Origin of the sequence: Mesorhizobium sp. M1A.F.Ca.IN.022.07.1.1 (assembly GCF_003997575.1) — a bacterium.
Lineage (GTDB): Bacteria > Pseudomonadota > Alphaproteobacteria > Rhizobiales > Rhizobiaceae > Mesorhizobium.
Map to the genome: position 1 here is coordinate 1 of NZ_RZST01000172.1, position 12,282 is coordinate 12,282.

Sequence of the window (12,282 nt, forward strand, 5' to 3'; positions counted from 1 at the left end):
GTTTATCGGCAGCCGGTGCTGTGTCTCGCCCCCGAGCCCACCGGTCAGGCCCGGCGTTTGCTGGCCTACCCCGCCAGCCTGCCGGGCCGCCCGGCGTCAGGCAATGGCGTCAAGGTTTCTTGTCCAGTGGAGAACACCGATCTCAGGAGCGCACCAGGCTCATGACCTCACGGTCGGCGGCTTGCGCCCCTCAGCCGCACGTTGCCGGGCGTGCGGCGGACACACCGCTGGAGGCAGCCGACACAAAGCGGCGGCACGCCGGCAAAATTCTATTAGCTTTAACTAATTGTAGACCCGCGCTGTCCTATTCTGGGACAGCGCGGGTAGCGCCCACTCCCGCGCCGGCGGCTCCGGCAGGCCCAGCACCCCCCGCCCTCTGTCGGGGCCGCCACCTGACTTTGCTTTATACCAGCGATGGTTGAATCAACCGTTACCACACGTGCCTACCAACGAGCTTTCGTGATCGTTAAATTTTGATGGATCGGAGGATTCCCATCTCACCAGAACTGATCTAGTCTTGCAGGTCGAAGAAATCGCGGGTGGCAACCTATGGAAGCGATGTTCGATGACCTTGCGGCTGCTGTCAGGCAGCCCCGAACAGATATTTATACGGCTGTGCGCGCGTTCGCCCTGGACTTCGCCAGCAAGCTCTTTTTAGGGGTCGCCGTGGGGGTTGGCATCGGTATCGGACTAGCTATCGCTCGCTAAGTCACCAGGAAAGTGCCGGCGGCTGCGCAAAGTCCGCGTAGCTCGCCCTGTTATCCGCTTGCTGTAGCCATACCGCGATCGGTGTAGGGTCACCCACTATATTAGCAATAGCCTCCAATCTGACACGAACTTACCATTGGACGTTTTCGGGCGCCGTGGGGAGTTCCAATGCGCATGATTCTTGCTCTGGCCGCACTCACGGCCTGTTTCTCCGTATGGGATCATCTTGCAAACCACGGAACCTATAGCGCTACCCTGCAGCGAAACATTTTTGGTAAAGTGCTTTCGGGCTAACGGCCTTCCCACCGGGGCCGGTTTCCATCGTCAGGCACGTCGACACAGTTTTTATGTTCGCTTGCTCAGTTAAATGCTCTGCGCCCCTTTGCGTTAATCCAAGCAGCAGTCGGCCCGACAATTCCGCCGGAAGGTCGAAAAATAGATCATAGACCATCCATTGGTCACACGGATCCGATAAGCAGGTAAACCTCATCACTGACGGTTCTTCGTTTTAGTATTCCAACGCAAATCTGTTCGGCGGCTGAGCCTGCGAAACCGGGCAGGATTGTGCTCCAGCACTTTGAAAGCACAATACTGCCGCCCGACGAGGAGAAAAAGAGGCTCTACAGTCCCTGCTCTATACGAGCCAAGTCTGACAGGTTCTTGACAGTTCTTCGGCAGCGGAGATCGTTTCATCGCGGACCCCGGAACAATGGCAATAGCCCAGTCGCCGAAGCCCGAGATTGGCTTGTGCCGCATGGCTGGCCTGGCCGAGCCGGCACCCATGTCACAAGCGCGTGCGTTTGGTTGATTTCTCAGACAGAATATGCTGCTTGTCGCGCCCATGAAAAAGCTCTGCCTGATGGTTCTGGCGCCTCTGGCGCTGGCCTGGCCGGCCAAGGCGATGGACAACGCACTTCGTGCCGGCCTGCTGAAACTCGATCCGCAGACTCGTCTCGAACAGCGTTGCGACGCCGAGGTGCTCGACCGGATCAGCCACGACGATCGCAAATTCAAGGCCGACCGTGTGGTGGCCTATGCCTTCGCCACGCCGCAGATGAGCGCCGACGCGATCAGGAGCCCCGGCGCCGCCTTTCGCAGCAAGGGTCAATGGTTCCGGCTGAAGTTCAAGTGCCAGACTGCGCCCGACCACATGCAGGTGCTGCAGTTGCTCTACAAGATCGGTGACGAGATCCCGGAAACCGACTGGGCAAAATACAATCTTTACGATTGACCGACTGCCGCGGTCGGTTGCGCGCAAATCGGCCTTTCGAGTGCAAACTCATTTTAACCCAATGGAACCAGACGAGCGGCAACCGCTTGTTTCGTGAGTTATCTTGACGTGCAGGAACCATGCACGTAGAGCAATTCCAGGAAAAGCGCGCAGCCGTTTTTCCCGCCGGAATTGCGTGAAAACAAAGACTTAGAACGCGATCGCATCAATCGGTGAATCGCTCCGGCGTTAGAACACTCGAAGATCGACATTTCGCAAACAGGAAGGCTCCAGACGATGGATATTTTCAGCGCCGCAAGCCTGACTGCCCTTGTCCAGGTCATCGCGATCGACCTGGTGCTTGCGGGCGACAATGCCATCGTCATTGGACTGGCGGCCGCCGGCCTGCCGACGGAGCAGCGCAAAAAGGCCATTCTGATCGGCGTGGTGGCAGCGACGGTGCTGCGCATCCTGTTCGCGGCGGTTACCGTCAAGCTGCTTGCAATCGTCGGACTGTTGCTCGCCGGTGGCATCCTGCTGTTATGGGTATGCTGGAAGATGTATCGCGAGCTGCGCACCTCCCATGCCGACGAGCACGAGGCGACGGAGGCGCTCGCCAATTCCGATCTCGACAGCGACAAGGCGGTTGCCGGCAAGGCGCCGCGCAAGACGCTTGGCCAGGCGGCGCTGCAGATCGTCGTCGCAGACGTGTCGATGTCGCTGGACAACGTGCTGGCCGTCGCCGGCGCCGCGCGGGATCATTTCTGGGTGCTGATCGTCGGCCTCGTGCTGTCGATCGGCTTGATGGGCCTTGCCGCCAGCTTCATTGCGCGGCTGCTGCACCGTTACCGTTGGATTGCCTATATCGGCCTGCTGATCATCCTCTATGTCGCGCTAGACATGGTCTACAGGGGCACGATGGAAATCTGGCCGCATGTCAACAACGCGGTGAGCTGACTGCCGCCACCTGACGCGGGCTTTGGCCGGCCACTGATCTGGCCTCGCATTGCGTTTTGCCGCAACAAGGACCAGCCCATACCAATGCCGCAATTAGTGTGGTATGGCGCCGCCGATCCCGAAAAACCTGGAAAAGCTTATGTCTGCCCCTCGTGTCAGTTTCGTCAGCCTTGGATGCCCGAAGGCGCTCGTCGATTCCGAGCGCATCATCACGCGGCTCCGCGCTGAAGGCTACGAGATCGCCCGCAAGCATGATGGCGCCGACCTCGTTGTCGTCAACACATGCGGCTTTCTCGACTCCGCGCGCGACGAGTCGCTCGACGCGATCGGCTCCGCCCTTTCCGAAAACGGTCGCGTCATCGTCACCGGCTGCCTCGGCGCCGAGCCGGAAGTCATTCGCGAGAAGCATCCCAATGTGCTGGCGATCACCGGCCCGCAGGCCTATGAGAGCGTGATGGCGGCGGTGCATGAGGCGGCTCCCCCCAGCCATGATCCCTACATCGATCTTCTGCCGCCCCAGGGCGTGAAGCTGACGCCGCGGCATTACGCCTATCTGAAGATTTCCGAAGGCTGCAACAATCGCTGCACCTTCTGCATCATCCCGGCGCTGCGCGGCGATCTCGTCTCGCGGCCGGCGGCCGACGTGTTGCGCGAGGCCGAAAAGCTCGCCAAGGCCGGCGTCAAGGAGATCCTCGTCATCTCGCAGGACACCAGCGCCTATGGCATCGACATCAAATACCAGACGAGCATGTTCGGCGACCGCGAGGTGCGAGCGAAGTTCCTCGACCTTGCAGAGGAGCTCGGCAAGCTCGGCATCTGGGTTCGCATGCACTATGTGTACCCCTACCCGCATGTTGCCGACGTCATTCCGCTGATGGCCGAGGGAAAGATCCTTCCCTATCTGGACATCCCCTTCCAGCACGCCTCGCCGCAGGTGCTGAAGAACATGCGCCGTCCCGCTCATGGCGAAAAGACGCTGGAGCGGATCCGCGGTTGGCGCGAGGTCTGCCCGGATCTCGCCATCCGCTCAACCTTCATCGTCGGTTTCCCCGGCGAGACGGAAGACGACTTCCAGATGCTGCTCGACTGGCTGGACGAGGCGAAGATCGATCGTGCCGGCTGCTTCAAATATGAGCCGGTCAAGGGCGCGCGCTCCAACGACCTCGGCCTGGAACAAGTGCCGCAGGAGATCAAGGAAGCCCGCTGGCACCGCTTCATGCAGCGCCAGCAGAAGATCTCGGCGACGCAGCTGGCCAGGAAGGTCGGCAAGCGGCTGCCGGTGCTGATCGACGAGGCGCATGGCACCTCGGCCAAGGGCCGCACCAAATATGACGCCCCCGAGATCGACGGCTCCGTGCATATCCAGTCGCGTCGGCCGCTGCGCGCCGGTGAGATCGTCACGGTCAAGGTCGAGCGCGCCGACGCCTACGATCTCTACGGCTCGGCCGTTTGACAAGCGGGATTGGCTGAAAATGAAAGGGCGCCGGTGAGGCGCCCTTTTTGTTTTGATGCCAGGCTGCTGTTTACTGCGGCAGCTTGTCGTCGATGCCCTTGACGTAGAAATTCATGCCGAGCAGCGTGGCGTCGTCGGCGACCTCGCCGTCCTTCAGCCAAGGCGAGCCGTCCTGCTTCGCCACCGGGCCGGTGAAGGGGTTCCAGCCATCGGCGATCTTCTTGGTGGTCGCCTCCGCCATTGCCTTCACGTCGTCAGGCATGTTGGTGAAGGGCGCGAGCTTGACGGCGCCATCCTTGATGCCAAGCCACACATTGTCCGGCTTCCAGGTGCCGTCGAGGGCAGCCTGCACGCGGCTGATGTAATACGGGCCCCACTCGTCGGTGAGCGAGGTCAGCTGCGCGTTCGGCGCGAATTTGATCATGTCCGACGACTGGCCGAACCCATGCAGCTTCCGCTCCTCGGCGACCTGCAGGGGGGCGGTCGAGTCGGTGTGCTGGACGATGATGTCGGCGCCCTGGTCGAACAGCGCCTTGGCGGCGTCGGCTTCCTTGCCCGGATCGAACCAGGTATTGACCCACACGATCTTCACCTTGAAGTCCGGATTGATCGACTGCGCGCCGAGCATGAAGGAGTTGATGCCCATCACCACTTCCGGGATCGGGAAGGAGACGATGTAGCCGGCAAGACCCTTCTTCGATTCCTTGGCCGCGATCTGGCCGAGCACATAGCGGCCTTCATAGAAGCGCGCGTTGTAAATGCCGAGATTGTCGCCCGTCTTGTAGCCGGTGGCGTGCTCGAACATCACCTTCGGGAACTTCTTGGCGACCTTAACCTCGGCGTCCATGAAGCCGAACGATGTGCCGAAGATGATCTTGCATTTCTCGCGCGCCAGGCGCTCAAAGGCGCGGTCGGCGTCCGGGCCTTCCGAGACGTTCTCGAGATAGGCGGTCTCGACCTTGTCGCCGAGCGCTTTCTCCACCTCGAGGCGACCCTGGTCGTGCTGATAGGAATAGCCGAAGTCGCCGATCGGCCCCGTATAAACCCAGCAGGCCTTCAGCTTGTCGGCCGCCTCGGCGGTTGCCGCCAGCGACAGGGCCGCGGCCGTGGTCATCAGCGCAATAAGCAGTTTCTTCATCGTGTTACCTCTCTGAGTTAAGCCCTGGGGCTTCCCGTCTTTTTGTTGTCGTCAACGATCCGGAACAAATGGCTGCCCCAACGAAGCCGGCGTGTTCATCATCGTCAGCCGCTTGTTCCGCGAGATTAGAACGAGAACCACGATGGTTGCCAGATAGGGCAGCGAAGAAAGAAACTGCGAGGGCACAGGAATGCCGAAAGCCTGTGCATGAAGCTGGCCGATCCACACCGCGCCGAAGATGTAAGCGCCGGCCAGCACCCGCCAGGGGCGCCAGGACGCAAAGACCACCAGCGCCAGAGCGATCCAGCCGCGTCCTGCGCTCATGTTCTCGACCCATTGCGGCGTGTAGACGAGCGACAGGTGGCCGCCGGCAAGTCCGGCGCAAGCGCCGCCGAAGATCACGGCGAGGTAACGGTAGCTGATGACCTTGATGCCGAGCGCATGGGCCGACGCGTGGCTGTCGCCGATCGAGCGCAGCGTGAGGCCAGTGCGCGTCCTGAACAGAAACCACATCACGGCGGCGGTGAGTCCGATCGAGACGTAGAACAACGGATCCTGGCCGAAGATCAGCTTGCCGACGACCGGTATCGAGCTCAGGCCGGGGATGTCGAGGTTCGGCAGCCTGACGCCAGGCTGGCCGACGAAGCTGGTGCCGATCATGCCGGAGAGGCCAAGCCCGAGCAGCGTAAGCGACAGGCCGGTCGCCACCTGGTTGGTCGCCAGGGAAAGCGTCATGACGGCGAAGAGCAGCGAAAACAGCGCGCCGACGACGATTGCGGCAAGCAGCCCGATCCAGGGAGATCCGGTAAGATAGCCCGCGCCGAAGCCGCCGACGGCGCCCATGATCATCATGCCCTCGACGCCGAGGTTGAGCACGCCGGAGCGTTCCACCACCAGCTCGCCGATCGCCGCGATCAAGAGCGGCGTCGCCGCGGTCGCGATGGTCAAAAGGATGTTGACGGTGATGTCCATCAGCGTGCCTCCTCCAGCTTGGGCGCGGCCTCGAGTTGTGGCGCGGCAAAGCCGATCAGACGAATGCGATAATGAATGAGCGTGTCGCAGCCGAGCACGAAGAACAAAAGCATGCCCTGGAACACGCGCGCCACCTTGTCGGAGATGCCGAGCGCGCTCTGCACCGCCTCTCCGCCGAGATAGGTCAGCGCCAGCACCAGGCCTGCCGCGACGATGCCGAGCGGATTGAGCCGCCCGAGGAAGGCGACGATGATGGCGGTGAAGCCATAGCCGGGCGAGATCACCGGCTGTAGCTGGCCGATGGCGCCCGAGACTTCCGAGATACCGGCAAGCCCAGCCAATGCGCCGGACAGCAGGAAAGTAAAGAAGACCATCTTGCTGAGGCCGAAGCCGGCGAAACGCCCTGCCCTCGGGCTCGAGCCCAGCACGCGGACCTCGAAACCTTTCAGCATGCGGCTCATCATCAGCCAGACCGTGACAGCGGCGACCAGCGCGAAGACGAAGCCCCAATTGGCGCGGCCGGCATCCGGCATCAATTCCGGCAGGACGGCCGAGTCGCCGAACTGGATGGTCTGCGGGAAGCCGTGGCCCTGCGGGTCGCGCCACGGTCCGCGCACCAGCCAGTCGAGGAAGAGCTGCGCCACATAGACCAGCATCAGGCTGGTCAGGATCTCGTTGGTGCTGAAGCGGGTTTTCAGCAGCGCAGGGATGGCCGCATAGAGGGCGCCGCCGACCATGCCGAGCAAGAGCATCAGCGGCAGCACCAGCGGACCTTCGAATTCGGGGAACAGCACCGGGATGATCGAGCCGAAGATGCCGCCCAGAATGAACTGACCTTCGGCGCCGATGTTCCAGATGTTGGCCTTGTAGCAAACCGACAGGCCGACGGCGATCAGGATCAGCGGCGCCGCCTTGATGGCCAGTTCATGCAGTTGCCAGACCTCGCTGATCGGCTGAACAAAGTAGACATTGAACGCATTGAGCGGATTGACGCCGAGCAACGCGAACATGATGGCGCCGGCAATCATCGTCAGCGCGAAGGCGATGAAGGGCGAGAGCACCGAAAACAGCGCCGAGCGCTGCGGGCGTTTGACCAGTTCGAGGCGCATCATGCCGTCTCCATGCTGTGTTCGGCGTGGCCGGGCTCGGCGCCGCCCATCAACAGGCCAATCCTCTCGAAGGTGGCTTCGGCGATCGGCAGCGGCGCGGACAATTCGCCGTTGTGCATGACCGCGATCGCGTCCGACAGCTCGAACAATTCGTCGAGGTCCTGGCTGATGACCAGAACCGCCGAGCCGCTGCGGGCAAGCTCGATCAGCGCCTGGCGGATATGGGCGGCGGCACCGGCGTCGACGCCCCAGGTCGGCTGGTTGACGACCATCACGCTCGGCTTGCGGTCGAGCTCGCGGCCGACGATGAACTTCTGCAGATTGCCGCCGGACAGCGCCGCGGCCTCCGGATCGGGAGCGCTCTTGCGCACGTCCATCGCGGCAATGATGCGCTGGGCGGCGCTGTAGACGGAAGCGTTCCTGACCATGCCGCCGGAGCCGACGAAGGACTTGCCGTCGGTGGCATGGCGCGACAGCAAAAGGTTCTCCGAAAGCTTCATCCGCGGCGCCGCGCCGTGACCGAGCCGTTCCTCCGGCACGAAGGCGGCGCCCATCAGCCGCCGGCCGGTGATCGACACGCCGCCCGCATCCTTGCCGCGGATCCGCACGGAACTGGGAACCTGCTGTAGCACCTCACCGGAGACGGATTCGAAAAACTCGCCCTGGCCGTTGCCGGCGACACCGGCGATGCCGATCACCTCGCCGGCACGTACCGAAAGATTGATGTTCTTGAGCGGAATGGCGAACGGCGTCGCCGGCTTGCGGGTAAGCCCGCGGATCTCCAGCAATGCCGGCGCGGTCTCGATGCCCTTGGCCGGCGCGCGCACCACTGCCTTGACCTCATTGCCGACCATCATGCGGGCTAGCGACGCGGCCGTCTCCTGGCGCGGGTTGCAGTGGCCGACGACCTTGCCGTGGCGCAGCACCGTGGCGCGATCGCAGATGCGTTTGACCTCTTCCAGCCGGTGCGAGATGTAAAGGATCGACTTGCCTTCAGCGCGAAGCCGCTCCAGCGTTTCGAACAGCTTGTCGGCTTCCTGAGGCGTCAGCACCGAAGTCGGCTCGTCGAGGATGATGAGTTGGGGCGTCTGTAAGAGGCAACGGATGATCTCGATGCGCTGGCGCTCGCCGACGGAAAGATCGCCGACCAGCGATTCCGGATCGAGCGGCAGGCCGTAGCTGTAGGAGAGCGCCCGCGCCTTCGCGGCAATCGCGCTGATCGGCGAGCCGTCGTTCAGCGAAAGCGCGATGTTCTCGGCCGCCGTCAGCGCCTCGAAAAGCGAGAAATGCTGGAACACCATGCCGATGCCAAGCTTCTTGGCGAGGCCGGGGCTGGTGATCCTGACGGCTTGGCCGTTCCAGAAAATTTCACCCGAATTCGGTTCCAGCGAGCCGAACAGCATCTTCACCAGCGTCGACTTGCCGGCGCCGTTCTCGCCGAGCAGGGCGTGGATCTCGCCCTTCGCGATGTTGAGGTCGATATGGTTGCACGCCGTCAGCGTGCCGAAAATCTTCGTAAGGCCACGAACCTCCAGCAGGTTCGCCCTGTCATGATTTGCACTCACAGTGCCTCCCATCCAGTTACCCGGATATGTTCTGTGTTCCCGCTGGTATCGTATGCGCGGCCGGCTTCGGTCGGAAAGCGGCACGCAACTTGAAAGAGCTTCAAGAATTCCAGCGGAAACTCAAGGGGTAAGATAGGCCTGTTCAGGGCAAGAGGGAAACCAGTAAGCTTGTCGGGGAAACCACTGCCTTGAGGCGCGGCAAGGCGCTGAAAAACAAGGCAGCCGGGTTAGGGGATGAGGATGGTTGTGCCCGTCGTCTTGCGGCCCTCGAGATCGGACTGCGCTTGTGCCGCGTCCTTCAGCGCGTAGCGCTGGTTGATCTTAACCTCGACGGCGCCGCTCAGCACTACCTCGAACAGCGCTTGCGCCGAGGCCACAAGGTCCTCGCGTTTGGCGTTGTAGACGAAGATTGTCGGGCGGGTCGCGTAGAGCGAGCCTTTCTGCGCCAGAAGCGACATCGGGAAAGGCGGGATCGGCCCGGACGACTGGCCGAAGCTGACAAACATGCCAAGCGGCCTCAGGCAGTCGAGCGAAGCGGGAAAAGTGTCGTTGCCGACGGAATCATAGACGACGTCGCACTTTTTGCCGCCGGTAATGGCAGCGACGCCGGCGACGAAATCCTGCTCCTTGTAATTGATGACATGGTCGAAGCCATGTGCCTTGGCGAGCTCGACCTTGCCGACGGAGCTCGCCGTGCCGATCACCGTCGCGCCGAGATGCTTTGCCCATTGGCCCAGGATCAGGCCGACACCGCCTGCCGCGGCATGGTAGAGGATCGTGTCGCCCGCCTTCACCTTAAAGGTGCGGCGCAGCAGATATTCGGCCGTCATGCCTTTCAGCATCATGGCCGCCGCCTGCTCGTCGCTGATGCCGTCCGGCACCTTTACCACGCGGTCGGCGGCGATCACGCGTTCTTCCGAATAGGCGCCGACATTGACTGCATAGGCGATGCGATCGCCGGGCTGCAGCCAGTCGACGCCGGCGCCAACGGCCAGCACCACGCCCGCCGCCTCGCCGCCCGGGACCAGCGGAAAGCCGCCGGGCGGCGGGTAGAGGCCCGAGCGATGGTAGATGTCGATGAAGTTGAGCCCGATCGCGGTATGCCTGATCAGAATCTGCCCGGCGCCTGGCTGGCCGGGATCTGCTTCCTCATAGGTCAGGACCTCGGGGCCGCCATGGGCGTGAATGCGGATCGCTTTGGACATTGCTCAACTTTCTCGGAAAAGGACGGAAGCTGGATATCGAGTCAGGATTTCCTGGCGCCAAGATTGGGGAAGATCTGCATGATGCCCCCGATGCAGGCGAGATAGAGCCCGGTAACCGTAATGCCGGCCTTGGTGAAGATGCTGACCTGCTCGCTCAGAACCCCGATCTTGTCATAGAACGAGGCAAGTGCGGCCTGTGCCAATGCAAGCGCGCCGAAGGCGCACCATAACAGCGTCATGCCGAGATTGATCGGCCTGAGCCGCACCACCCGTACCGGGTGGATGAAGTTGATCGGCAGGAAGGTGAGAATACCGGCGACCACGACCACGGCGAAGGAAACCCACTGCCCCGGCTCGATGACAAAGAGCGTGAACACCACCATGTTCCAGACGACCGGGAACCCCTTGAAGAAGTTCTCCTTCGTCTTCATGCCGGTGTCGGCGTAGTAGATCGCGCTGGAGACGACGATGATCGCCGCCGACAGGAACGACAGGTTCTCGCCCATCAAGCCTCGCTGGTAGAGCGCGAAGGCCGGAATAAGCACGTAGGTCACGTAGTCGATGATGTTGTCGAGGAGCTCGCCCGACCATGTCGGCAGGATCTCCTTGACTTCGAGCTTCCTGGCGATCGGGCCGTCGATGCCGTCGACGAAGAGCGCCAGCCCGAGCCACCAGAACATTGCCGTCCAACGTCCCTCGCTCGCCGCCACCAGCGACAGGAAGGCGAGGAACGAGCCGGACGCAGTCAGCAGGTGCACGGAAAAAGCCCGCGCCTGCGGCCACGTCACTTTCTTCTTCGGCCGCGGAATCCGCTCCGCGATTTTCTTGGCCGCATTCCGGGCCGCGGTGTTCTTGCTCACGGGCCTCGCCAATCCAGCTTGCATATCTCGGCCGAACGACCGGCGAAATTCCAATTGCGGCCGAAGGCGCGCATCTTGCTCTTGTCCGACTTCGCCACGATGATTTCCGGTGCGATCCAGTATTCGGAATTGGTAATGACGGTGTCTTTGTCGCGGTCCTTGCCGGGTATCGGCGTCACCGCGCCGTCGATAATCCGCGGTATCTGGAAAACGCGCGTCCTATCACGCGTCTCATAGGTGATCGGCACCTGTTCCACGCCAAGGAAGTTTCCAACAAGAATCGACAGTAGCGAAGTGGTCCCGCCCGCCTTGCCGGTGAAGATTTTTGTCAGGGCCTTCACGGCATAGATGGAGGCGCGCTTGTCGATGAACAGGCCGGCGCTCCAGTTGCCGCGGCTCATATAGCCCGGGATTTCCATGACCAGACCAAGATTAAGGCCGGAAAGATCGACCTCGCCGAAATGGCCGGCGTCGATGCGGAACCCGGCCCACGTCTGGCAATAGCCTTCGGTCGGCGGATGGCTGCCGAGCGACAGAACGCAGGGGCAGAAAACCGTGCAATTGCAGGAGAGTACCAGCTCTCCCTTCATCGCCCAGCTCTGATCGGCCATCGAAATCTCCCTCACGCGGAAACTAATAGCAGGGCGGCGGCCCACACAAGCAGTATCGCACCGGAAACCTGGCTGGCCACCCTGCCCGCGGTCTGTTTTTCGATCAGAGCGAACAGGCTGATCAGCGCCATCCAGAAGATGTTCATCGCGCCCACGGCGAACATGACCAGCATCAGCGCCGAGCAACAGCCGAGGCACCAGACGCCCTGCTCCACTCCCAGGCGAAAGACACGCCCCGGCTTCGCGCTCCAGTTGGCGAACAGGATCGAGAACGGGTTGCGGCACCTCTTGAGGCACGCCTGCTTCAAGCCGCTGAACTGATAGAGGCCGGCAATCGCCAAGGCGGCGGCCCCGGCAACCCCGACGACAGGATCGAGCACCTGTCCCGCGGCGACAAAGCCATAGATTATGAGCGTCAGCGCGGCGAACGCCACTGAGGCGGCAAGCCAAGTCGCGAGAAATCCCATCACCAGAACCAGCGGATGGGCGACGGG

At 62.2% G+C, this 12,282-nt stretch carries 11 protein-coding genes; 3 read left to right on the top strand and 8 right to left on the bottom strand.

Annotated elements, in window-relative coordinates:
- The first annotated feature begins 1,531 nt into the window (after nt 1–1,531).
- The 3 genes from EOA75_RS19165 to rimO all read left to right on the top strand — a co-directional run bounded on the left by EOA75_RS19165 (nt 1,532) and on the right by rimO (nt 4,328).
- Entirely contained in the window at nt 1,532–1,939 is a 408-nt protein-coding gene (locus tag EOA75_RS19165; protein WP_066989790.1) for a DUF930 domain-containing protein, read from the top strand.
- A 276-nt stretch (nt 1,940–2,215) separates the two neighbouring features.
- Entirely contained in the window at nt 2,216–2,875 is a 660-nt protein-coding gene (locus tag EOA75_RS19170; RefSeq protein ID WP_067320072.1) for a TerC family protein, read from the top strand.
- A 139-nt stretch (nt 2,876–3,014) separates the two neighbouring features.
- A complete protein-coding gene (gene rimO / locus EOA75_RS19175; protein WP_127243354.1) occupies nt 3,015–4,328 on the top strand; it encodes a 30S ribosomal protein S12 methylthiotransferase RimO in 1,314 nt (437 codons plus the stop codon).
- Nucleotides 4,329–4,398: 70 nt separating this feature from the next.
- Here rimO and EOA75_RS19180 read toward each other — a convergent pair whose 3' ends face one another.
- The 8 genes from EOA75_RS19180 to EOA75_RS19215 form a co-directional block, all read right to left on the bottom strand.
- Complete coding sequence (locus EOA75_RS19180) at nt 4,399–5,466, bottom strand: BMP family ABC transporter substrate-binding protein (RefSeq protein ID WP_066989795.1); 1,068 nt, start codon at nt 5,464–5,466, stop codon at nt 4,399–4,401.
- A 51-nt stretch (nt 5,467–5,517) separates the two neighbouring features.
- Nucleotides 5,518–6,438 (bottom strand): ABC transporter permease, encoded by a 921-nt coding sequence (locus tag EOA75_RS19185; protein ID WP_127324903.1) that lies wholly within the window; start codon nt 6,436–6,438, stop codon nt 5,518–5,520.
- Nucleotides 6,438–7,550: an ABC transporter permease gene (locus EOA75_RS19190; RefSeq protein ID WP_127248240.1), complete on the bottom strand. Its 1,113-nt coding sequence runs from the start codon at nt 7,548–7,550 to the stop codon at nt 6,438–6,440. The genes EOA75_RS19185 and EOA75_RS19190 overlap by 1 nt, the downstream gene beginning before the upstream one ends.
- Nucleotides 7,547–9,124 (bottom strand): ABC transporter ATP-binding protein, encoded by a 1,578-nt coding sequence (locus tag EOA75_RS19195; protein WP_164746890.1) that lies wholly within the window; start codon nt 9,122–9,124, stop codon nt 7,547–7,549. Before EOA75_RS19195 ends, EOA75_RS19190 begins: the two co-directional genes overlap by 4 nt.
- Nucleotides 9,125–9,339: 215 nt before the next feature.
- A complete protein-coding gene (locus EOA75_RS19200; protein WP_127248242.1) occupies nt 9,340–10,317 on the bottom strand; it encodes a quinone oxidoreductase in 978 nt (325 codons plus the stop codon).
- 41 nt (nt 10,318–10,358) lie between these two features.
- A complete protein-coding gene (pcsA, locus tag EOA75_RS19205) occupies nt 10,359–11,177 on the bottom strand; it encodes a phosphatidylcholine synthase (RefSeq protein ID WP_127324904.1) in 819 nt (272 codons plus the stop codon).
- The gene (locus tag EOA75_RS19210) at nt 11,174–11,788 is read right to left on the bottom strand and encodes a DUF1326 domain-containing protein (RefSeq protein ID WP_066989810.1); all 615 of its coding nucleotides are present in this window, start codon (nt 11,786–11,788) and stop codon (nt 11,174–11,176) included. Before EOA75_RS19210 ends, pcsA begins: the two co-directional genes overlap by 4 nt.
- Before the next feature lie 11 nt (nt 11,789–11,799).
- The coding region (locus EOA75_RS19215) for a DUF2182 domain-containing protein (protein ID WP_206517012.1) at nt 11,800–12,282 on the bottom strand (483 nt) is incomplete at its 5' end.

What these genes read in the sequence shown, in the direction of transcription:
- EOA75_RS19165 (WP_066989790.1), top strand. Translation starts at nt 1,532, where the DNA reads ATGCTGCTTGTCGCGCCCATGAAAAAGCTCTGCCTGATGGTTCTGGCG.
- EOA75_RS19170 (WP_067320072.1), top strand. Translation starts at nt 2,216, where the DNA reads ATGGATATTTTCAGCGCCGCAAGCCTGACTGCCCTTGTCCAGGTCATC.
- rimO (WP_127243354.1), top strand. Translation starts at nt 3,015, where the DNA reads ATGTCTGCCCCTCGTGTCAGTTTCGTCAGCCTTGGATGCCCGAAGGCG.
- EOA75_RS19180 (WP_066989795.1), bottom strand. Translation starts at nt 5,466, where the DNA reads ATGAAGAAACTGCTTATTGCGCTGATGACCACGGCCGCGGCCCTGTCG.
- EOA75_RS19185 (WP_127324903.1), bottom strand. Translation starts at nt 6,438, where the DNA reads ATGGACATCACCGTCAACATCCTTTTGACCATCGCGACCGCGGCGACG.
- EOA75_RS19190 (WP_127248240.1), bottom strand. Translation starts at nt 7,550, where the DNA reads ATGATGCGCCTCGAACTGGTCAAACGCCCGCAGCGCTCGGCGCTGTTT.
- EOA75_RS19195 (WP_164746890.1), bottom strand. Translation starts at nt 9,124, where the DNA reads ATGGGAGGCACTGTGAGTGCAAATCATGACAGGGCGAACCTGCTGGAG.
- EOA75_RS19200 (WP_127248242.1), bottom strand. Translation starts at nt 10,317, where the DNA reads ATGTCCAAAGCGATCCGCATTCACGCCCATGGCGGCCCCGAGGTCCTG.
- EOA75_RS19210 (WP_066989810.1), bottom strand. Translation starts at nt 11,788, where the DNA reads ATGGCCGATCAGAGCTGGGCGATGAAGGGAGAGCTGGTACTCTCCTGC.